This window comes from Paenibacillus sp. NPDC055715, from assembly GCF_053617595.1.
Genome location: NZ_JBSHGA010000016.1, coordinates 12,567 through 34,998, shown reverse-complemented (window position 1 = coordinate 34,998; position 22,432 = coordinate 12,567). Strand labels below are relative to the sequence as shown.

Below are 22,432 nucleotides of genomic sequence, written 5' to 3'. Positions count from 1 at the left end.
GATAACTATATTGTAAAAAGCAAATCTTAAAGTATCCTGATTAATCCTTAAATGTTTTTAAGAACCATGCGATAAAATTATGTCAGCGTTTTCAATACAAAAAAACTACAGTTGACTCATTTACTAAAACAGCTTGTTCAGTATTTTCATAATTTTAGAGAAATAATTAGTCGTAGAAAAAAAGCCCCCCGAGTCCATCGGCGTGCTTTCAAGAGAACGTATACAATTGGATAGAATTATATAGTTAATCTATCTTTCAACGGAAAAACGATATCCGATTCCCCAGACGGTTTTGATATATTTCGGATTAGTCGGATTTTCCTCAATTTTGGTCCGCAGATGTCTGATATAGACCATAATCGTATTATTATCGACAACCGTATCTTTCCAGATGTTTTGATATAGCTGTTCTTTCGAAAAGACCTGATTAGGATGCTCCATAAAAAATTTCATGAGTTGTAATTCTTTTGATGACAACGCAATTTCCTGATTATTTTTATGAAACGTATAGGTATGATGATTGAATAGAAATGGTCCCAATGCAATGCGTGAGGCTTGTTGTTTTGATTCCTGCAGCTGGCGATATCTTTTAATCTGGTTCTTTACCTGAGCACAAAGCACAGGAGGACTAAATGGCTTGGTAATATAGGCATCTGCCCCAAGTCCAAGTCCAATGATCTGATCTGTGTCTTCTTTTTTCCCGCTCAGAAAAATGATCGGCGTATGGATGCCCATATTGCGCGTTTGACCAAGCACATCATAGCCATCAATATTTTCCATCATAATGTCCAGGATGACGAGATCGAACGGCTCCTCGCTAATCATCCGCATGGCTTCCATGCCGTTTTCAGCCTGAAGCACAACCATTCCGTCGCCTTCAAGAACCGTTTTAATCAATTTTCTGATTGCGTTCTCATCATCAACAACTAATACTCTCGGTTTGCTCATTCTTGACCCCATTCCTTTCTAAAAGTCCTCCTACAAAAGCCCTTTTTAACAATACAAAAAAACATCACTTTTTAGTCTAGCATCATTTTAGCCAACTCTATATGTTGTATGTCATATAGCCTCAAAAAAACTAATTCCTTGTTAAATATCTTATTAAAACCTTTTCATTAATATTTTGGAAAAATAAATCCGTCCCACTTGTTGTTGTGAGGGGAGCATCTACGCCTGTTTTCATCTTATGTATGGACCTTTACCGTAGCAGCGGAGCGGGTGATTTGAATCCAGAGAAGCGGAGCGTTCGCCTTTGCCTCTGAATTCCCCCCCTGCTCTTATTTACAATCAAGGGGATTTCAGAGGCAACAGCGATCGGAGGATCAAATCACACGCGAAGCAGCCTCTAATGCTCCATACTCCTCTCCCCCATCTCCACAAACTGCTTTTGAGCCAGCTCGCGGTATACCTGGTGGGACTCTATTAACTCGGCATGAGTCCCTGCACCTGTCACCTTGCCCTTGTCCAACACAATAATCTGATCGGAGTGAACGACCGTAGACAAACGGTGAGCGATAACAATCGTCGTTCGTCCCTCCATCAAATTCGCCAGCGCCTTTTGTACCTCATGCTCGGATGAACTGTCCAAACTGGAGGTAGCCTCATCCAGCATGAGAATGTCGGGGCTGCGAAGAAGCGCACGCGCAATGGCAATCCGTTGACGCTGCCCGCCGGACAGCTTCATTCCTCGTTCCCCTACTTCAGTGTCATAGCCTTGAGGCAAATCCATAATAAACGTGTCCGCATATGCCATCCTGGCTGCTTGTCTTACTTCTTCCAAATCAGCTTCCCGTCCCAATCCATACGTGATATTATCTCTGACTGTTCCGGACATCATTGAGCTTTCCTGCGACACATAACCGATTTTGGAGCGCCAGGAGGATAATGTATATGACGATATCGGATCATCTCCATAACAGATTTCTCCGGTATTTGGTACATAAAAGCGCTCCAACAATGAAAACAAGGTCGATTTTCCACTCCCGCTCGGACCTACAAATGCTGTCGTACGGTTAGCTGGAATGACCAAATTTGCGCTATGAAGAACCTCTTCCCCTTCGGTATAGGAAAAAGCAACATCATGCAGCACAATATCCCTGCTCTCTTTTGCCGCTTCCAGCTTCAATTCCAATGGCTCCTCTTCATGATCCAAAATACTCTGAATCCGCTCAGTAGCTCCAACCACCTTTTGCAAACGTGAGTACAAGGTCGTGAATTGGGCCATCGGTGTAATTACCTGAAACAGTAGCAAAATAAAAGCCACTAAATCCCCGGCAGTCAGCATACCCGATGCTACTCGTACGCCACCTACACCCAAAATAATGACCAGTACTGCGGTTAGCAGAAAGGTAGAAATAGGACCTACAAGGGCCAAAATGCGGGATTCCTGTAGGCCAAAGCGGAACATCCGGTAGATGCGATCCTCCCCGGCCTTGGCTTCTCTGCTTTCCGTTCCGTAAGCCTTCACCAGCCTAATTTCACCTATAACCTGGCTCAGCACGGAGGTCAGATCTGCCATCTCGTCCTGCTGCTTTTTGGAGATGCGATACATTTTCCGCCCTACAGGAAACAAAATAAGAGCAGTTAGCGGAACAATCGTCAGAATAATGAGCGTCATAACCCAATCCAGATAAAATAACAGCGCAATACCGCCAATAATTGCAATCACATTAGAAATCAGATTGACAAGATACTCTGTAATAAGGTTCATAATCAGGCTTGTATCATTGGTGACACGACTCATCGTATCTCCTGACCGATTTCGGTCAAAGTACGGGATGGGGAGAGACAAAATTTTATGCCATAAGCGTTTGCGCAAATTAGCCACAATTTTGTGCCCCGCATAGTTCAGCATATAAATAGAAACCGCCGACGCCACAGCTTGAAGCACAAAAGCCCCAAGTAAACCAAAAATGACCATACGATTCAGTGAAGAAAAGGTCAAGCCGTCGATCAATCCCTTGGTCATCAGCGGTACAATTAAACCGGCAACTGTCTGAACGAGGGTCAGAATCATGGCAATGATGAGAATGGCCTTGGGTGGGTGTGCACTCGCAATTAATTTGATAAACCGACCCATGCCGGCCTTATTGGGTCTTTTAGTCGACTTTTCCTGCTTCCAGTCCTGTTGCTCATCTTGCTGTAAATGATGCTCATTTTCCATAAACCATCAACCTCGCTTCCGAATCTGACCATGCTTGTCCAAACAACAACACCCGCGCTCTGCGCGGGTATGAACAGTACATCCTATCTTCGATTTTACTATACCAATGAATGAAGCACAAAGTTAGCTACAAACAGTACAGAAATGATATACAGAGCGACAGGCACTTCCTTGCCGCGTCCTGCTGCCAGCTTGGCAACAGGGTATGCAATAAAACCAAATGCCATCCCATCTACAATGCTGTAAGTAAAAGGCATCATCACCATGATCAGAAATGCAGGAAACGCCTCGGTAAAATCACCAAAATCCATCTCACGTACATTTTGCACCATCAGCCCGCCAATAATGATTAACACGGGAGCAATCGCGCTATCAGGAATATAAGCCAGCAGCGGAATACAGAAGAACGTGGCCCCGAATAATATAGCAGTTACTAGCGGTGTTACGCCCGAACGTCCCCCTGCTGCAATACCCGCTGTCGATTCCGCCGCAGCTACCGCCGGACTGCTGCCTAAAATACCGGCAAAAATATTGGTCACCGCCAATACACGCAAGCTATTCTTAAAGGTGTCCGGTCTTCCAATCATGTTGGTCTGCGCAGTAATCATACCAATATTCTCAAATAGCACAATAAGCAGCAAAAGAAAAACAGCGATCCAGAAGGCAACCGAAGCGATACCTGAAAAGGACAGCTCTCCAAACAATTGCCCATACTGCCGCACGGTTTCAGACGTTCGCACCGTATTTGTCGGCTCTACAGCTCCCAGCACGTAAGCCAGCCCCGTTCCTGCCAAAATACTGATCAGCAGCCCTCCTTGAACGTTACGGACAAACAACACAATAGCGAGCAGCAACGTTACACAAGCCGTGATCACCTTAGGGTCATTAAAATGACCGATGGCCACAAAGGTCGTTTGATGAGCAATCACGATACCGCTTTTTTGCAATCCGATAAAGGTTAAAAACAAACCAATTCCTACCGTAATTCCGTGCTGTAAATTGTGGGGTATTTCCTGGCTAATCAGCTTGTACAAAGATGTAAAAGCTACAACAGCGAATAAAAGCCCTGTGACGGTGACCACCATCAATGCTTCCTGCCAGCTCAGCTTCATCGAATGTACGAGCGTATAAGTGAAAAACGCATTAATCCCCATCCCTGGTACAACAACCATTGGGGACTTTCCGCCAAAGGCCATCAGCAGGCAGCCGATAATCGACGTGAGCAGTGTACCCAGCATCGCCCCTTGCAGGGGAATTCCGGCATCTGCCAAAATGGTCGCATTGACCATCACAATATATACAACAGAAAAATAGGAAATGGCACCAGCAGCCACTTCCTTTTTCCAATGATGCTCGGGTTTGAACCCGAGGCTTCTGGACCATAGTCCACCCTTCATACCCAAACCCTCCAGCAAGTTGTTCGATCTGTTCACAGTAAAGCTGCGCTTTTATAAAAAAACAAAAAGAGCTGTAGCCGACTGTGACACAGTTGATGTGACGCACAGAGCTACAGGTCTTAAAATAACTGCATACCGCTACAGAGCTACAAATTACTACCTACTATTTCAGACTTACACGCCAGCGTTGCTTAACAAATCCTTGACAGCCACACTGACCATGATCAATCCTGCCACGGGAGGTACAAAAGCATTACTCGCAGGCGGCTGCTTCGCCTTCCGGATTTCGGGTGCATTCGCAGGTACGATTTTTTTCGTAATCTCTTCACGCGGCTTCATCGGTTCCTCATCCGAAAATACGACCTTGACGCCTTTTGTAATGCCTTCCTTACGTAGCTTAGTGCGGATCACACGAGCAATCGGGTCCATTTTCGTCTGGGAGATATCCGCCACCTGAAAACGGCTTGGGTCCATTTTATTGGCAGCGCCCATACTGGAGATCATCGGAACCCCCCGTTTCAGACATTCCTTGATCAAATGAATTTTGTAAATAATCGTATCCGAGGCATCCAGCACATAATCCAGATCGTACTTGAACAGCTCCTCATACGTTTCTTCCGTATAAAACATGTTCAGTGCAATCGCTTTACATTCAGGATTAATCAGCTTTACACGCTCTACCATCAGATCAGCCTTTTTTTGGCCAACCGTTGTCGTCAGCGCATGAATCTGTCGGTTAATATTGGTAATATCTACGACGTCCTTATCAATCAAAATGATGCGTCCAACACCCGTCCGCGCCAGCGCTTCTACCGCAATGGAGCCGACACCGCCGATACCCAGCACAGCTACCGTGCTATTTTTCATAACCTCCAGACCCTCAGTCCCGATGGACAGCTCTGTTCGTGAAAATTGATGCAGCATATGGTATATATCCTCCCTCACTGATTTAGACACTATGCTTGAACTCCGTGCATACAAACCACGAACCCATCATCCATAAGAGGGTAACGGGTTCATGGCATTTTATAAACTATTCACAGGCCCATGCAGGACACTTGTAAAATCAAGCATTCGTCTTAAGCTTTAGGAGCAACTGGTTTCGGAGCAAGACGGATATGAAGCTGCTCCAATTGAGCCTGATCCACTTCGGACGGTGCATCCATCAGCAGGTCGGTCGCATTGGCTGTTTTCGGGAATGCAATGGTTTCACGTAGGTTTGTACGACCTGCAAGCAGCATCACAAGACGGTCAAAACCGAAGGCAATACCACCATGTGGAGGCGTACCATATTCAAACGCATCCAACAGGTAGCCGAATTTTTCATTAGCTACTTCCGGCGACAGGCTGAGAGCTTTGAACATTTTCTCCTGAACATCACGTTTGTAAATCCGCATCGAGCCGCCGCCCACTTCGTAGCCGTTCAGCACGATATCGTAGGCTTGGGCACGAATTTGACCCGGATCTGTTTCGAACAGGGCAAGGTCTTCGTCCTTAGGACGAGTGAACGGATGGTGTTCTGCTACATAACGTTTTTGTTCTTCATCGTAGCCAAGCAGCGGGAAGTCTACAACCCATGCAAATTTGTATACATTGTCGTCGATTAGACCCAGTTGACGGCCAATTCTCAGACGAAGCGCGCCCAATACATCAGCAACTACTTTTTTAGTATCCGCAGAGAAGAGCAGCAAGTCGCCTTCTTCGGCTCCCGTACGCTCTCTCAGAGCTTCGATTTCTTCCGGTGTAAAGAATTTAACGATAGGCCCCTTGAATTCGCCTTCTTTCACTTGAATCCAAGCTAGACCTTTGGCACCGTAACGTGCAGCATACGTACCCAGATCGTCAATATCCTTGCGGCTCCATGTGCCACAACCCTTAGCATTGAGAACTTTAACCTCGCCGCCTTTTTCAATTACGGAAGCAAATACCTTCACGCCGCTGCTTGCCACGATATCATTGGCATGAATCAACTCAAGGCCGAAACGCAGATCCGGCTTGTCAGAACCGTATTTGTCCATCGCATCGGCATGTGTAATCCGTTGGAACGGAGTTTCCAGTTCTACACCAACCGTCTCTCTGAACAGCTTCACCATCATTTGCTCCATCATTGACAGCAAGTCATCCTGTTGCATGAAGGAGGTCTCAATGTCGACCTGTGTAAATTCAGGCTGGCGGTCGGCACGCAAATCTTCATCGCGGAAACAACGTGCAATTTGGTAGTAGCGTTCTACCCCACCCACCATCAGCAATTGCTTGTAAAGTTGTGGCGATTGCGGCAAAGCGAAAAACTCACCATCATGCACACGGCTTGGCACCAAATAGTCACGCGCACCCTCCGGCGAGCTTTTCGTCAAAATTGGTGTTTCCACCTCGAGGAAATCTTCACCGTCCAGGAAGTCACGGAATACTTTTGCTGCTTTGGAACGCAGTTTCAACGTCTGATGCATTTCCGGACGACGCAGGTCTAGATAACGGTATTTCAAACGCAGCGACTCATCCACTTCGATGCCATCCTCAATAAAGAATGGAGGTGTTTTGGCTGCATTCAATACTTCAATTTCCGTAATACGTACTTCAATTTCACCTGTAGGCAGGTTCGCGTTAATGGTTTCTGCATCACGCTTGACCACTGTACCCGTAACCTCCAGAACGTACTCACTACGAACACGGTCCGCGATTTGCAGGGCGTCGCCGGAATATGCCGGGTTAAACACGATTTGCACAATCCCGCTGCGGTCACGCAGGTCGATAAAAAGTACGCCTCCCAGGTCACGACGGGTTTGTACCCAACCGTTCAATGTAACTGTTTCTCCGATATGCGCATGGGTTAATGCGCCGCATTGATGACTCCTCTTCATAATACACACTCCTGTTTAGTTTTAGTAATTGGTGCTATCTGACCAGCCAAAGGAAGTTCCACCCGACTGAATGTTACTCGGTGACTTCAATACATATTTGTTGTCTTTCGTGCTTACTGCATCACAAGTGATAATAAAAGATGGTCTGGGTTTTAACCCAGCTCTTCCACCAGTTGATCCAACTTGACGGTTCGCTGCTCGCCAGTTTCCATGTTTTTCAGTGCAATTTCACCGCGTATCAGCTCATCCTCGCCCAAAATCGCAGTAAAGCGTGCTTTAAAGCGATCTGCTGATTTCATCTGTGCCTTCATTTTGCGACCCAGATAATCTCGCTCTGCGGAAAATCCGGCTTGACGCAGCTTGAATAGCTGTCTGGTCACTTCCGTTTCTGCCGCTTCACCCAGCGCCACCATATAGACATCCAGCGGCTTGGCTTCGTTCAATTCGACGCCCTGATGCTCCAAGATTAGCTGAATTCGCTCCAGTCCGATACCGAAGCCAATACCCGGCTGATCCGGTCCGCCCAGATCGCCAACCAATCCGTTGTAGCGTCCGCCTCCACCGATGGTGTCAATGGCTCCAATCCCTTCGGCTTTGAATTCGAACGCGGTCAGCGTATAGTAATCCAGCCCCCGTACCAAGCGCGGGTTGACTGTATATTCCACACCCATAGCGTCCAAATTTTGCTTGACCTTCTCAAAGTGTGTGCTGGATTCCTCGTCCAAGCTATCCAAAATGGAAGGCGCACCGCCAAATTTGTCCTGGTCATCCTTGCTATCCAGCACTCGCAACGGGTTACGCTCAATACGCGCTTGGCTCTCCTTAGTCAACGTATCCTTGATCGGCAGCAGGAAGTCCACCAAATGCTGGCGGTAGGCTGCACGACTGGCTGCATTGCCGACTGAGTTAATTTCCACCTTTACCCCTTTCAGGCCCAGCTCACGGCAGAACTGATACCCGAAAGCGATCACCTCTGCGTCCAGTGCAGGATCTACCGCACCTAAAGCTTCAATACCAAATTGGTGGAACTGGCGCTGACGTCCAGCCTGCGGGCGCTCATAACGGAACATTGGACCGATATAATACAGCTTCGTTACATCCGGCTCCCCGTATAGCTTGTTCTCCACATAGGAGCGAACCACGCCTGCTGTCCCTTCCGGACGTAAAGTCATACTGCGCTTCCCTTTATCCTCAAAAGTGTACATTTCCTTTTCCACCACATCCGTCGTTTCACCCACACCTCGAACGAATAAATTCGTTTGCTCAAACATCGGTGTACGGATTTCACGATAATTAAAGCGGCGGCTAATTTCACGGGCTTTTTGCTCGACAACTTGCCATCTTTCTACATTGCCCGGCAGCAAGTCCTGCGTTCCCGTCGGTTTTTGAAAGGCCATTAACATATCCCCCCGTCTGTGTATTTCTTGTTTCAATATAAAACAAAAAATCCCCCGCCCTGTTAGATTAACAGGGACGAGAGATTGTCGTTTACAAATCACCCGTGGTACCACCCACATTCCGGAGTTTGCCCGGACAACCAGCGTAAAAAACGCTCAGTGCCCGTCAGCATTGCGCTGACTCCGCTCATACGTATAACGCCCGTAACGCGCAGTACGGCTATTATGCAGGACCATCCACTGCTCAGTACAGTTACATGTACTCTAAGGGTGGATTCCTCAATTGTTTGCCGTATGTTCTCGGGGAGGTCATTCGTCCGATCATCAAGGGAATTCTTACAGCCTGGAAATTCCTCTCTGTGCTTGTGGATTCGGAGTACTTGGTCCCGTCATCAAATCATTTTTCATTATTTTATGATTTTAATGAACCGCTTCGACAAAGTCAAGACATTCCCCCGTAATAAGACAAATAAGTCCTATAAAAAGAAAATAACCTGCGAAAACGGTCCGCAGGTTTCAAAAGATATATCAAAAGGGGGTCATGTCGTTATTATAAACAACAAATATTAAGGAATGATGTTTCGAATGTTACAATTGTATTACAGCTCCTCTATAGCAAACTAAATTCCTCAAGTATGGATAAACTTGCGATGATCTTCAGCTTGAATCCAGTTGTGCCACATATTCACGATTTGAACGAAGCTTATGAACAGCCTCCTCATAATCGGCATCATTTACCTTCGCGGACAATACATACCGCAATTCATCCTAATCACCGTTAATATAGACGTTCTGAAGCAGACCTGCGTCGTGGTTTGTTGTCCCGTTCCGCCTCGTTCTTCGGGCTGAGCCACGGTTTACCTCACCATCCTCCACGTCAGGTAGAATATTCTCACCATAAGCGCCAGAGGGATCAACACAGCGTTTCCCGGCCAAGCGTATCATCCAACGCACCTACTTCCAAATCTTCCGTTCCATAGGCTTGGAGCGAAGCTCTGGCTCCCTCAGCATCATCCTCTGTGCAAAAATAAGCTTGAATCTGCTTTGCCATATCAAATCCTCCTCAAATGGGAATTGTACAGGCATAAATTTACAGCAGTACTCACAATGATAGCGCCAATCGTTTTCTTTGTCTCGTTAATTTCAGTCACGAATTTTAGAACATTTGCATCCAGACGCAGATTTTCCGGGGATGATCCGTCGGGAATAACGACCGCAGCGTAATGTCCGGCCTTCTTCAATTCATCGTTCGGTACTTGCATTTCAGAATCCTCAAATTGGTCAGCCAACAAAGATGCAATTTTACTCATAATCGTTCAGATCTCCTTTCGGTTATCCCCAAGATGGTTTTAAATTAAGTTTGTGACAAATTTCCGTTTGTCTACCACGCTTTGTATACCCGCTTGATCTGGTTTTATAACATTCGAAGCAGGGAAAAAGAAAAAGGAGCCTCTCGGCTCCTTCCCTACCTGCGCGGCAAAGCACCGCGTCCCGGCTTGTCCATGGCTACTGCAACATGCTGCAATAACGTATCAGCGTCACAGGTGAGGCTGATCGCCTCTTGAATGCTACCGGGAAAAAACAGCGCAGCGCTTCGATAACCGTCTACTTTTGGGGTTTGACGCATGGCTTCGTCTCTCCTGTCAACCTTAAGGCTATCCGCCTGGCTAATCACCAGCCGGGATGACATTATCGTCCCCCTGAACGGTCATTTTATGCTACTCAGCTTCACCTACGACCGTTCGCTATCCAGAATCAGCGTCACTGGCCCCCAGTTCGTCAATGACACATCCATCATAGCCCCGAAAATCCCCGTCTCGACCTCCAGGCCCTTTGCTCGCAGTTGACTGTTGAAAAAATCATACAGTTTCTCTGCTTCCTCAGGCTTGGCAGCTCCCATAAAGTTGGGTCTTCTCCCCTTACGACAGTCGCCATACAACGTAAACTGAGAGACAGACAAAATGGCCCCGCCGACATCCAGCACACTGTCGTTCATTTTACCTTCAACATTCTCAAATATACGTAATCCCGCTGTTTTGTCCGCCAAATAAACGGCATCAGCCGCCGTATCTCCCTGACCAATACCAACCAGCAGCATTAATCCGGTTCCGATCTTGCCGACCACCTTTTGATTAGCCGTTACCTGAGCGTCTTTACAGCGTTGAATAATAATCTTCATCGCCTGTTCGCTGTCTCCTTTATCCTTGCCCTGTAAAAGCCACCTATGTGCGGGTCACGTCTCTTTTAGCGACATAACGGGTCTTTACACCTAAACTGCGTTACAAAGGCTGTAAACCTATTTTCACGTCCACAAGGGTTATTGCATAATCCGGTGAACAGTGTATACATCTTTCACCCGTTTGATCCGCTCTACAACAGAATGTAAATGATCCGTATTGCGAATGAGTATCGTAATGTGAATCATCGCCATTTTATTTTTATCCGTACGGCCTGTAACGGCTGAGAAGCCGGTTTTATTTTCCGAAATAGCCTGAAGCACCTCGTTCAACAAGCCGTTACGATCATGTCCCGTAATCTCAATATCAACGCTGTAATTCACTTCTGCGGCTTCTTCCCACTCAACCTCAATCACACGCGCCTGATCTTCGCCCGTACCCGAAGGGATATTAGGACAATCCGTGCGGTGAACAGATACCCCGCGTCCACGTGTTACATAACCGATAATGTCGTCTCCCGGCACAGGATTACAACATCGTGCAAAACGTACGAGCAAATTGTCGACGCCTCTGACACTGACACCATTGGTCGGTGTTTTTTTCCGTTCGCCCTGCGGTTTATATTCCTTGACCTCGGTCGTCAACTCGATCAGCCGTGCCTCTTCTTGCTCCCGGCGCAACTTCTCTGTCAGACGTGTACAGACCTGCGCTGCTGTAATACCACCGAAGCCGATGGCAGACAGCATATCCTCGATATCGTTAAAAGAAAACTTCTGCGCAACTTCCTGAAGCTTGTCGTCGCTCATCCACACCGAAGGCTCTATATCGCGTTTTCTCAGCTCGCGTTCCAGATTCTCACGGCCTTTTTCGACATTTTCCTCACGCTTTTCCTTCTTGAACCATTGCTTGATTTTACTGCGCGCGTGAGAGGACTGAGCAATTTTGAGCCAGTCCTGACTAGGTCCATAAGAATGCTTGGACGTCATAATTTCGACGATATCGCCGGTTTTAAGTCGATAGTCTAGCGGCACAATTCTTCCGTTTACCTTGGAGCCGATTGTGCGGTTTCCGACTTCAGTATGGATACGGTAAGCAAAGTCCAGCGGAACCGATCCGGCTGGCAGCTCAATAACCTCTCCTTTTGGCGTAAATACAAAAACAAGGTCGGAGAAAAAGTCCATTTTGAGCGATTCCACAAATTCCGACGCGTCCTTCGCCTCATTTTGCAGCTCCAGAATTTCGCGAAAAAACGTGATTTTGTCCTCAAAATTGATATTATTCGATCCGTTACCTTCTTTGTAGGCCCAGTGGGCCGCGATCCCGAATTCAGCAGTACGATGCATATCGACCGTGCGAATCTGTACCTCGGTTGGTTCGCCGTTCGGACCAACTACTGTCGTATGAAGGGACTGGTACATGTTGGCCTTGGGCATGGCGATGTAGTCTTTAAACCGCCCCGGCATCGGCTTCCACAATGTATGGATAATACCCAGTGTGGCATAGCAGTCCTTAATGTTATCCACAATAATCCGAATCGCCAGCAAATCATATATTTCATTGAATTGCTTGTTTTTCGTCGTCATTTTTTTAAACACACTGTAAATATGCTTGGGACGTCCGGATAGATCGGCCTGAATACCCATCTCTACCAGCTTCTCAGCGATGCATTCTATAACGTTATCTATAAACTGCTCCCGCTCTGCCCGCTTCTTATGCATCAAATTGGCGATGCGATAATATTGCTGAGGATTCAAATAGCGCAGAGCAATATCTTCCATTTCCCATCTAATCGCGGAAATACCTAGTCTGTTCGCAATCGGACAGAAAATTTCCAGCGTTTCATAAGCAATCCGGCGCTGGCTTTCCTCGGACTGGTATTTCAAGGTGCGCATGTTATGCAGACGATCCGCCAACTTGATGACAATGACGCGAATGTCCTGTGCCATGGCGATAAACATTTTTCGATAATTTTCGTTCTGTTGTTCTTCCTTGGAACGGAACTGGATACGCTCCAGCTTCGTAAGACCATCGACAAGCATCGCACATGTATCGCCAAAATGCTCGCGAATCTGCGTCAAAGACACCGTCGTATCCTCCACAACGTCATGTAAAAGAGCGGCGATAATGGAGATGGTATCCATCTGCATATTAACGACGATTTCAGCAACCGCAAGCGGATGCAGAATATAAGGTTCACCGGACTTGCGAGTCTGGCCTGAATGGGCCTGCTCGGCAAAATCGTAGGCTTCCCTGATGCGGATAAGATCTGCTTCTCTGGTATAGCCGTCGGCCTTTTTAAGTAATTGCTCTATCCCCATTCTGCTCTATTCCGTGTCCTTTCTATGCAAAATGGAACCCGCCGATCAATGTCGCGCAAAGGTTCCCTTTTAAAAGTGATTTCCTATAATTATGACGGTTACCACGTCACACGTCAACTATTACAGGTTTGGCATTGTCGTGTCATTCCGACACATATAGGTCAATGAAATCAGGATTGTTGGCGAAATGAAACGAATCATATTGAAAAGAATACGAAAAGTAATTATTGTATATAAGAATAATTGAAAGAACTAAGGAGTGAACTGCGCTGCAACGCGAAATTCAAGTTAATGAAAAGCTTCCGGCAGGACCCGGGATCCTGCTCAGCGTACAGCATTTGTTTGCCATGTTTGGCAGTACCGTGCTGGTACCGAATATCTTCGGTGTCGATCCCGGCATGATTTTGCTAATGAACGGAATTGGCACATTGCTGTACATCTGGATCTGCCGTGGCAAAATTCCCGCCTATCTCGGCTCCAGCTTCGCTTTTATCGCTCCAGTTAGTCTCGTACTTAAAAATAACCCTGGTGGCAATGGCTATGCCATGGCCCTCGGCGCTTTCATTGTTACAGGTATTATTTTCTGCCTCGTTGCGCTGGTGATCAAATATGCCGGAACCCGGTGGCTGGACGTTGTATTCCCACCGGCTGTCATGGGCTCCATCGTGGCACTAATTGGTCTTGAATTGGTTCCTGTTGCAGCAGGCATGGCAGGCATTATCAATGCTGATCCCACCAAAGCCTGGACCCCAGATCCCAAAACCATTACCCTTTCCCTTGTTACACTAGGTGTCACTGTTCTGGGAGCCGTGCTATTTCGCGGGTTTGCCAAAATTATTCATATTCTGATTGGTATCGTGGTGGGGTATGTACTCGCTTATTTTATGGGTATGGTAAACAAGCAAGCAATTGCGGATGCTCCTTTTTTCGGACATCCTGCAATCACCACTCCAGTATTTAACACCTCGGCTATGCTGACGATTCTTCCAGTCGCTCTGGTCGTTATCGTGGAGCATATCGGGCATTTGCTTGTGACTAGCAACATTGTCGGACGCGAGCTGTCCAAAGATCCCGGCCTGCATCGTTCGCTGCTGGGTAACGGTATCTCCACTATCTTTTCTGGTTTTGTCGGCTCGACGCCCAATACAACCTATGGTGAAAATATCGGTGTCATGGCATTAACGAAAGTGTACTCTGTATGGGTCATTGGCGGAGCCGCGGTCATTGCCATCCTGCTGTCCTTCTCAGGTACCTTCTCGGCGATTGTTTCCAATATTCCGGCTCCGGTCATGGGCGGCGTATCCTTGCTGTTGTTCGGTGTCATCGCTGCCTCCGGTCTGAGAATCTTCGTGGAGCAAAAAGTTGATTTCGCCAAGCCGACTAACATGCTGCTTGCTACGGTCGTACTGGTCGTTGGAATCAGTGGTGCTACACTCACTTGGGGGGCTGTAATCCTCAAAGGTATGGCGTTGGCTACAATCAATGGGATTATCCTTAGCTTGTTCTTCAAGCTGATTGACGTACTCGGCTGGTCCAATGATAAAACTCAGGAACCTTTGACCGAAAAAACACCGGATTGATGCCCATCCCATCATATTGAAAATCGCCGGCTCCATGTGCTGCGAATGAACACCACCTGCCTAAACGGCAAAATGTGTTGACCACAGCATATGGAGATCGGCGATTTTTTTATAGTAGTGCCTGTATTTTCGAACAAAATCACATACGAAAACGGGATACCACCTGATTGGTGTTGTCAGAAACACCTGTAAGCGACTTCGCTGAGCTATCCAGACTTTCCAACGCTTTCAGTTGACCTTCAGATCGTTCAGAGTCTTGCTCAGCACGTTCAGCAGAAGCTTTTGCAATATCGGCAAGGTAACTAATAATGCCGCAACTTCCTCCGAGCCTGCTGACATTGCTCCGAAGCCGATGAAACCTCCTGTACTTCAATCGCCACCTGCTGGATTTCCTGATTCATCGCAGCAAAGTGCTGTTCTGACCATCCCCAAATTGCTAACCAGCAAAGCCCCCATAATCAACAGGATTCCAATAGCACTAACGATAAGAAGCAGCTTAAGCATTTCGTTCGCAGGACGATTCAACTCCGAATTCGGCAGCAGCACCCCAATTTTCTAACCCGTTTGCGGTATTGTATCATACAGCATCCGATAATCCTCATTCCCGATGGACGCAGATATCTGGCCAGAAGCACCATTTTGGATAGCTTGTGCCGCCTCCGTACCCAACACTTCGCCAGCGGTTCTGCTTTTATGGATTGAAGTCCCGATGACAGGGTCGCTCCATTCTTGTCCACCAAAACCGCACTTCCTTGAGCACCGAATTTCATCCGCTCGATATAAGCTTGAATACCCGTCATAAAACATATCTAAACAAAAATAGCCCGATGGAGCAACTCTTTAAGAAAAGAGATATCCCATCGAGCTATTTAGGTTATTCATGCTCAAATATTTTCCGGGAATCCTCCTGGCTTTAGAGCGCTTAGTACGTAATCAGCGTAAACACATCTACGTCAGGCAATTTCGCCCGTCCATTCAGATCAGACAGCTCTATAAGAAAAGCAGCGCCTACCACATTTCCACCAAGCTGACGTACCAAATTCACTGATGTAGCGATGGTTCCGCCTGTAGCAAGCAGATCATCCGCAATCAAAACATTTTGTCCCGGCTCAATTGCATCTTTATGCATAGCCAGCATATCCTTGCCGTATTCCAAACCATAGGCTTCCTCGATAGTTTCACCAGGCAGCTTGCCGCTTTTACGGATGGGAATAAAACCAATACCAAGTGCATAAGCCAGAGGCGCACCTACAACGAATCCACGTGCTTCAGGACCTGCGATCAGATCAATTTTCAAATCCGATACCAGTTCCTTCATATCATTGATTGCCTTGCGGTATAGTTCTCCATTTTTCATCAGAGTCGTAATGTCCTTAAAACTAATCCCTGGTTGTGGAAAATCGGGAATCACCCGAATATATTCTTTGTAGTCCAACTTAGTTCCTCCTACTGTAACTTCTAGTTAATATATCCATCCTACATCATCAGCTTTGAGGCTATTCCTCAAGACGCGCCCTTCATAAGCGACATAATCCAGTTTGTCATCTGGGTTGTATCCGCATCCAGCAAATAACGCTCCATTTCAGCCATATCATGCAATTCCTGATAACGTGGAGAATCCGTTAAATCCCGCTTGGGCGGATTGGACACAAAACAGAATCGCCCTTCTGTACGCGTTATAAACTCAAGCTCCTCGAAAATGTCCAGCACTTTAGAAAGCATCCGTACTGAGCAGGAGCATTGGCGGCTAAGAGCAGGCAGCATCGCTTTTTCATCCACAAGCTGCGTCCCCATTCGGGAAAGCATAACGTAAATACGCTTGAACAGCTCCCTGTCTGGGCTGACAAGCCGGCCACCTCGTTCACTGACCGAATGAAGGAGAAACACATTCTCTACCTCTTCAAACGTAGACCACAATGCCTGCAGCTGTTCCGGTGTATCCGGTGGCTCCAACACGAACAGTGACTTTACAGAGTGTTGCGCATCCCTTCGGTCATCACCGGAAGTAACGCCGCCCTCCTTATCATATACCCATATGGATTCGGTGTTCACTGGATGAGACAGACGAAGCCTGGACGACGGATGCATCACAACCGCAACGTCATTTCTTCGTTCTTCAATACGAGGATGAAAGATCTTAAGCCCCCGCTCCAGTTCGACAAAAGGGTCCGATACCCCCCGATAATCAAAAATTTGAGGAGCCTGTACACGGATATCCTGCATCATCAACTGGAGGGAGCGTTTACCGTTCCATTCATTAATAGACAGCTCGCCCAGCAGATCAAGCTCGGTTTGCTGCTGCAAAAAATCAGCCAGATCGCCACGCCGGAAGGCAATCGCATCCAGCGATAATCCGTTCTGCTCCAGCAACAGCTTCACATGATTTTTCTCACGCCCCATTTTACGGGCCTCACGCAATTGAAGACCCTGTAACACGAAACGTGGAGAAGGGTTCCCCATACCAAAGGGCTGAAGTAATTCCAGTTCTTCAACCACCTGTATAGATACCTCGTCCAGACGACAGACCATATCTGCCTCGGCTACAGGAACGAGATTGTCTGGCGTCAGAATGGAAGCGGCATAGCGATTTAACCGTTCCTCAAACGATGCCAGATTGTCGTGAGACAACGTCATACCCGCAGCCGAAGGATGACCGCCAAAGTGCTCCATCAGGTCATGACTGTCTGTCAGAGCACTGTAAATATCCAAAGCCGGAATAGAACGGGCAGACCCTTTGCACATACCTGTCTCTGCATCTATGCCGAGAATAATGGTTGGACGATAATAGCGATCCAGCAGCTTGGATGCCACAATCCCCACGACACCCACGTTCCAGCCTTCACCAGCCAATACGATTACAGACGGCAGCGTGCCTCCATTCAGCTTGGCTACCAACTGCTGCTCGGCTTGTTCCATAATACGTTCAACTACTTGCTGACGCTCCCGATTGAGCAAATCCAGCGCATGCGCAAGCTGATCCGCTTCTTCTTCCTGCTCTGTCGTCAAAAGGGAAACCGCCCGGCCCGCATGATCCAGGCGTCCGCTGGCATTAATCCGCGGAGCTAAGGCAAATGCGATGTTGACAGAGGTCACTGTAGACATATCCACGCCCGCTACACCAAGCAACGCCCGAATACCCAGGAACGCAGAGCTTCTCATAGACTGAATCCCTCTACGTACCATCGTCCGGTTCTCACCATGTAACGGCATCAGATCGGCTACCGTACCGATAGCAGCAATTTCAAACCATTCCTCGGGAACTTCACCCAGCAGCGCCTGTGCCAGCTTTAGAGCCACACCAACACCAGCAAGGCCCTTACATGGATAGGGACAGCCGGGCAGCTTCGGATTGATCAGAGCATACGCTTCAGGAAGCACAGCAGGAGGCTCGTGATGGTCAGTTACAATAACATCTATGCCCAAGGTTGCTGCATAAGCGATTTGCTCTACTGCACTAATTCCCGTATCCACCGTAATGACCAACGTAACCCCTTGCTGATTAGCCCAATCAAGGGCATGATTGTGCAGTCCATATCCCTCATTGGAGCGGTGCGGAATGTAAATATCATACGAAGCTTTCAGGAAGCGCATAAGCTGAATCATCAATGACGTACTGGATACCCCGTCCGCATCATAATCACCATAAATTAATATGTGTTCGCCACGCTCCAGCGCCTGACGGATTCTCGGCACTGCCACCTTCATACCTAGGAGCAGAAAAGGGTCGTGTATGTCGTCTGCACTTCCGTACAAAAAGCGGTTTGCTTCCCCGGCCGTAGTGACACCCCGATTCACTAAAAGCCGGGATAACAATGGTGAAATCCCCAGCTCTTCCGTCAACGGCTGAGCCACTTCCAGGTTAACCTCCGGGGTCTTCCATCGGTACTGCGAATGAAGCAATCCTATTCACCTTTCTTTCATAGTCGTCCTGCCATTATTGCAGCAGGGACGACACATCATTATCCGGTAGTTCATGATTAGACTTGTAAGGATACCCGGCTTGATAAGAAACGAACTGCATCTGTACATGGGTTACCTGCGGAAAACGAGCCAGCAGCAGATTTTTTGCCCGATCAGCGATCTCCTGTGCTTCTTGCACCGTAATCCGAGGGTTGACACTGATTGTTACATCCACAGTTATAAAATGACCTGCTTCCTGTGCATGCAGATGCTCAACGGTGACAATACCATACACCCGCTGAATCGTCTCCATAAAGCGTTGCGAGTCTTCCTCACGCAGAGGTTGGGCAGGAGCCGGATAGGCGGTATTCAGTACCATCAGATATCCTTTACGTAACACCAGACAGGCTACCAGCAGCGCAGCGGTTGGGTCAAGATATAATAATGCAGGCCACTCCATCGCTTCGCCTGTCATTGCCCCAATCATACCGATCAGTGCAATCAGCGACGCATAAAGCGAGTATCGTTCATGATTAGCGTACAAATCTGCTTCGGCCTTATGACCGTGTTTAATGGAGTAGCGGTATTGAAACTGAAATAGCGCCTCTCTCAGCACCAAAGCAGCGAAAGCGGTTATGAGCGCATATAGGCCTGGAGCCTGCGGCTCCGGATTGCTTAAAGAGCGAACAGCTAATATACCCAGCTGAAGGCCACTCATCAGTACCAATATAGCTAGTACCACCGATATGACAGTCCGGACTTTTTCACCGTTCCGCAATCGTACCAGTATACCATGCTCTGCTGCACCTTTGGAGAACAAAAGCTCCTTCAAACGGGAAGCGCTATCCGCAGCCGTGTGAAGCGCATCCCCCATCAATGCCTTGCTGTTTGCCGCATAACCGACGGTTCCCTTTAGAACAGCCAGTGCAAGATTACCCACAATCCCGCTCCACGCCGCAGTTTCCAATGATTGGCTGCGTTCGCTATTCACAACGTTTCCCCCTCAATCCTGAACTGACAATTTTCCGGTAATGCTCCATTTTAAATTCTCCAAACCTTAGAAAACCGCGCCCATGCAGACGCGGCTTTCTCTTTAATTCATATTGCTGATGTCAAGCGTAATTTAGGGCTTTGCAGTCTTGGCCGCACCGCCGCCAGCTGTCGGATACTTATGTTTTCCTTTCAAGGCTACCCACAGCGGGCTGGCAATGAAGATGGAAGAATAAGCACCAAACAACAAACCGATAACCATCGCAAGCGAGAACATCCGAATCGACTCGCCGCCAAAAATGAACAAGCACAAGGAGGCAATAAACACAGTAAACACCGTTGCAAGTGAACGATTCATGGTCTGTGCAATACTGTGATCAACCACCCGATCCAAGTCGGCCCTGGACTTTTTCTTCGCAAATCGTAAATTTTCCCGAATACGGTCAAAAATAACGACGGTGTCATTGATGGAGAAACCGACAATTGTCAGAATTGCAGTAATGAAGGTCAAGTTCACCTCAAGATGAAAAATAGAGAAGATACTGATAACGAGAAATGCATCATGCAATAGCGAAACAATGGCTGCAATAGCGAACCGCCATTCAAACCGAATCGAGATATAAATAGCAATGGCCACGGAAGCCAACAAAATAGCCCACAACGCATTCTGTTCCAGCTCTTGCGCCATTTCCGTATCTACTGTATTAACCTCAAAGGAAGCTTTTGGATCAAGCTCTTTATTGAAAGTTGTTTTAAAATCATTCACTTGTTGATCCGTCAACACCTGTGAAAAACGAATACCGAAGCGCTCTTTACCCGACGTATAATCCACCTCTTTGCCGATACCTTTCTTGTCCAGCAAAGTTTGAATCTGTTCTTGTGTAACTGCTTTGGTCAAATTGACGTCCACATTGGAACCCGAACGGAAGTCAACACCGTAATTCAAACCGAATATGGACAAGCTCAAAATGCCTAGCAGCGTAAGAATAATCGAGAACGTGTAAAACCACTTGCTCATCTTGACATATTTATAGTCCCAATTAAAGCGCACTAATATCACTCTCCTTCACACCAAAATACTTGGGCTTCTTCACAGCATCCGCTTTAACCAGCAGATTGAGCAAGAAACGGGAGAAGAAGATATTCGTCAAAATACTGGTGACAATATCAACCATGAGCACCAGAGCGAAACCTCTAACCGAGCCTGTTCCCAGACCGAACATAACAGCAGCCGCTATAATGGTCGTAATATTGGCATCCATAACGGTACGGAACGAGGCCTTACTACCTGCGATGACAGAAGAACGAATCGTTTTACCTGTCTTGATTTCTTCTTTAATCCGCTCATACGTAATGATATTGGCATCGACCGCCATCCCGATCCCCAGCACGAACGCTGCGATACCCGGAAGCGTGAGTACAAACCCGCCTAAGTAGAAGATGGCAAGCACCAGCCAGGTATGAACGATGAGACAGAAGCTGGCAACCAGCCCCGGTACACGGAACATCAAAATCATGAATACCAGAATAATGATCGAACCAATCAAACCGGCACGGATCGTTTGATCCAGTGACAATTGACCCAGTGTAGCGCCTACACTCTGAGAGTATTTTTCCGTCAGTTTGAGCGGGAGTGCACCCAGATTAATCGTATCAGCCAGTTTGTTCGCTTCTTCACGAGTATAGCTACCTGTGATCGATGCACTGCCATCCGTCAGTTCTCCACGTACCGTAGGGGCGGAGAGCAATTCCTGATCCAGGAAAATAGCCAACTCTTTGTTAAGAAGCCGCTTTGTAATCTCTGCAAACTTGGCTTTGTCTTTCACTTTGATACTAATTTCAGGTTGATTCAGCTGGTCGAAGCCGACAACAGCGCCATTCTCCACAAAATCATTACCGCGCAGCTCAATTTTGCTGTATTGGCCTGGCTTTTTGGCATCCGCTGCCGTTGCACTGCGGAACGTCAGCTCGGCAGGCTTTTTCAGCATGGAGCGGACTTCCGCTTCATTAGAGACGCCAGCAAGCCGCACGCGAATACGGTCGCTACCCTCCGTTGTTACTTCCGGCTCAGTCGTACCGAGCGCATTAATTCGTCTCTCCAGACTTTGAGCTGTTTGTATGAGAGATTGTTTGGTTACATTCTGCCCGACTTCCAAAGGCTGGGCTTCATATAAGATTTCAAAGCCTCCCTTTAAATCGAGGCCTAGTTTTAAACTGTTCAGTAGGCCCGGGCTTGTCCCGACCATAACACCAGTGGTTATGAGCACGACCACGATGAAACTTAGAATTCTCTTCATTCCGTCCCATGTTCCCCTTTCATTCTCAATATTCCTATTATAGCTACCCCTCAAAAAGCAGTCAATTTGAACGCAAAAAAAAGACCCCCTTCTATTCGAAAGTGGAGCCCCGTAATGCGGACATTGTCAAATAGTTCATAAAGCTCGTCGCTTTAAGAGAAAGTATATCGTTAACGAGCTTGTGCAGCGGAGGAATACCCTCCTTTTCATACTTATGGCTGACGCAATTCCACACGTCCTTGCTTGTAACATGCTTATAGCCTACGAGAATCAGCTCGTCCGCCTTGCTTTGACACAGCATCTCAATTGCGTCATCCCAGTCCTGCTCATTCAGCTCTTCCATATCCACGATGAC

The 22,432-nt window shown here is 47.4% G+C and carries 18 protein-coding genes and 2 pseudogenes; 1 reads left to right on the top strand and 19 read right to left on the bottom strand.

What is annotated here, in order from left to right:
* Positions 1-249: 249 nt before the first annotated feature.
* From ACWGOO_RS19730 to ACWGOO_RS19680, 11 genes and pseudogenes are all read right to left on the bottom strand, one after another.
* Entirely contained in the window at positions 250-948 is a 699-nt protein-coding gene (locus ACWGOO_RS19730; RefSeq protein ID WP_025716948.1) for a response regulator transcription factor, read from the bottom strand.
* Between the two features lie 397 nt (positions 949-1,345).
* Positions 1,346-3,163, bottom strand: coding sequence for an ABC transporter ATP-binding protein (locus ACWGOO_RS19725; protein WP_452486187.1), 1,818 nt, complete (start codon positions 3,161-3,163; stop codon positions 1,346-1,348).
* 98 nt (positions 3,164-3,261) lie between these two features.
* Positions 3,262-4,560: an NCS2 family permease gene (locus tag ACWGOO_RS19720; RefSeq protein ID WP_452486185.1), complete on the bottom strand. Its 1,299-nt coding sequence runs from the start codon at positions 4,558-4,560 to the stop codon at positions 3,262-3,264.
* A 174-nt stretch (positions 4,561-4,734) separates the two neighbouring features.
* On the bottom strand, positions 4,735-5,484 hold the full coding sequence (locus tag ACWGOO_RS19715) for a tRNA threonylcarbamoyladenosine dehydratase (protein ID WP_452486183.1): 750 nt from the start codon (positions 5,482-5,484) through the stop codon (positions 4,735-4,737).
* Positions 5,485-5,639: 155 nt separating this feature from the next.
* Positions 5,640-7,418 carry an aspartate--tRNA ligase gene (gene aspS, locus ACWGOO_RS19710; protein ID WP_452486181.1) on the bottom strand — a complete coding sequence of 593 codons (1,779 nt, stop codon included), beginning with the start codon at positions 7,416-7,418 and terminating at the stop codon, positions 5,640-5,642.
* A 152-nt stretch (positions 7,419-7,570) separates the two neighbouring features.
* Positions 7,571-8,815 (bottom strand): histidine--tRNA ligase, encoded by a 1,245-nt coding sequence (gene hisS, locus ACWGOO_RS19705; protein WP_452486179.1) that lies wholly within the window; start codon positions 8,813-8,815, stop codon positions 7,571-7,573.
* Between the two features lie 657 nt (positions 8,816-9,472).
* A pseudogene (locus tag ACWGOO_RS19700) lies at positions 9,473-9,866 on the bottom strand (hypothetical protein).
* A gap of 58 nt (positions 9,867-9,924) precedes the next feature.
* Positions 9,925-10,125: pseudogene (locus ACWGOO_RS19695) on the bottom strand (protease); the annotation flags it as partial.
* A gap of 155 nt (positions 10,126-10,280) precedes the next feature.
* Positions 10,281-10,505, bottom strand: a complete 225-nt coding sequence (locus tag ACWGOO_RS19690; RefSeq protein ID WP_452486177.1) for a hypothetical protein — start codon at positions 10,503-10,505, stop codon at positions 10,281-10,283.
* A 42-nt stretch (positions 10,506-10,547) separates the two neighbouring features.
* Entirely contained in the window at positions 10,548-10,994 is a 447-nt protein-coding gene (gene dtd, locus ACWGOO_RS19685; protein ID WP_452486175.1) for a D-aminoacyl-tRNA deacylase, read from the bottom strand.
* A gap of 138 nt (positions 10,995-11,132) precedes the next feature.
* A complete protein-coding gene (locus ACWGOO_RS19680) occupies positions 11,133-13,310 on the bottom strand; it encodes a RelA/SpoT family protein (protein ID WP_452486173.1) in 2,178 nt (725 codons plus the stop codon).
* A gap of 269 nt (positions 13,311-13,579) precedes the next feature.
* Between ACWGOO_RS19680 and uraA the strand changes: the two genes are divergently transcribed.
* Entirely contained in the window at positions 13,580-14,890 is a 1,311-nt protein-coding gene (uraA, locus tag ACWGOO_RS19675) for a uracil permease (RefSeq protein WP_452486236.1), read from the top strand.
* Positions 14,891-15,259: 369 nt separating this feature from the next.
* Here the strand turns inward: uraA and ACWGOO_RS19670 are convergent, their stop codons facing one another.
* From ACWGOO_RS19670 to ACWGOO_RS19635, 8 genes are all read right to left on the bottom strand, one after another.
* On the bottom strand, positions 15,260-15,436 hold the full coding sequence (locus ACWGOO_RS19670; protein ID WP_452486171.1) for a hypothetical protein: 177 nt from the start codon (positions 15,434-15,436) through the stop codon (positions 15,260-15,262).
* Between the two features lie 9 nt (positions 15,437-15,445).
* Entirely contained in the window at positions 15,446-15,697 is a 252-nt protein-coding gene (locus ACWGOO_RS19665; protein WP_452486169.1) for a hypothetical protein, read from the bottom strand.
* A 115-nt stretch (positions 15,698-15,812) separates the two neighbouring features.
* The gene (locus ACWGOO_RS19660) at positions 15,813-16,325 is read right to left on the bottom strand and encodes an adenine phosphoribosyltransferase (RefSeq protein ID WP_452486167.1); all 513 of its coding nucleotides are present in this window, start codon (positions 16,323-16,325) and stop codon (positions 15,813-15,815) included.
* 68 nt (positions 16,326-16,393) lie between these two features.
* Positions 16,394-18,790 (bottom strand): single-stranded-DNA-specific exonuclease RecJ, encoded by a 2,397-nt coding sequence (gene recJ / locus ACWGOO_RS19655; RefSeq protein ID WP_452486165.1) that lies wholly within the window; start codon positions 18,788-18,790, stop codon positions 16,394-16,396.
* Positions 18,791-18,824: 34 nt separating this feature from the next.
* Positions 18,825-19,781, bottom strand: coding sequence for a cation diffusion facilitator family transporter (locus ACWGOO_RS19650; protein WP_452486163.1), 957 nt, complete (start codon positions 19,779-19,781; stop codon positions 18,825-18,827).
* A gap of 132 nt (positions 19,782-19,913) precedes the next feature.
* Positions 19,914-20,831 (bottom strand): protein translocase subunit SecF, encoded by a 918-nt coding sequence (secF, locus tag ACWGOO_RS19645; protein WP_452486161.1) that lies wholly within the window; start codon positions 20,829-20,831, stop codon positions 19,914-19,916.
* Positions 20,821-22,077, bottom strand: coding sequence for a protein translocase subunit SecD (secD, locus tag ACWGOO_RS19640; RefSeq protein ID WP_452486159.1), 1,257 nt, complete (start codon positions 22,075-22,077; stop codon positions 20,821-20,823). Before secD ends, secF begins: the two co-directional genes overlap by 11 nt.
* A 91-nt stretch (positions 22,078-22,168) precedes the next feature.
* On the bottom strand, positions 22,169-22,426 hold the full coding sequence (locus ACWGOO_RS19635) for a post-transcriptional regulator (RefSeq protein ID WP_452486158.1): 258 nt from the start codon (positions 22,424-22,426) through the stop codon (positions 22,169-22,171).
* Positions 22,427-22,432: the final 6 nt, after the last annotated feature.

Coding starts and splice junctions, on each gene's coding strand:
- ACWGOO_RS19730 (WP_025716948.1), bottom strand. CDS start 948: ATGAGCAAACCGAGAGTATTAGTTGTTGATGATGAGAACGCAATCAGA.
- ACWGOO_RS19725 (WP_452486187.1), bottom strand. CDS start 3,163: ATGGAAAATGAGCATCATTTACAGCAAGATGAGCAACAGGACTGGAAG.
- ACWGOO_RS19720 (WP_452486185.1), bottom strand. CDS start 4,560: ATGAAGGGTGGACTATGGTCCAGAAGCCTCGGGTTCAAACCCGAGCAT.
- ACWGOO_RS19715 (WP_452486183.1), bottom strand. CDS start 5,484: ATGCTGCATCAATTTTCACGAACAGAGCTGTCCATCGGGACTGAGGGT.
- aspS (WP_452486181.1), bottom strand. CDS start 7,418: ATGAAGAGGAGTCATCAATGCGGCGCATTAACCCATGCGCATATCGGA.
- hisS (WP_452486179.1), bottom strand. CDS start 8,815: ATGGCCTTTCAAAAACCGACGGGAACGCAGGACTTGCTGCCGGGCAAT.
- ACWGOO_RS19690 (WP_452486177.1), bottom strand. CDS start 10,505: ATGTCATCCCGGCTGGTGATTAGCCAGGCGGATAGCCTTAAGGTTGAC.
- dtd (WP_452486175.1), bottom strand. CDS start 10,994: ATGAAGATTATTATTCAACGCTGTAAAGACGCTCAGGTAACGGCTAAT.
- ACWGOO_RS19680 (WP_452486173.1), bottom strand. CDS start 13,310: ATGGGGATAGAGCAATTACTTAAAAAGGCCGACGGCTATACCAGAGAA.
- ACWGOO_RS19665 (WP_452486169.1), bottom strand. CDS start 15,697: ATGTTTTATGACGGGTATTCAAGCTTATATCGAGCGGATGAAATTCGG.
- secD (WP_452486159.1), bottom strand. CDS start 22,077: ATGAAGAGAATTCTAAGTTTCATCGTGGTCGTGCTCATAACCACTGGT.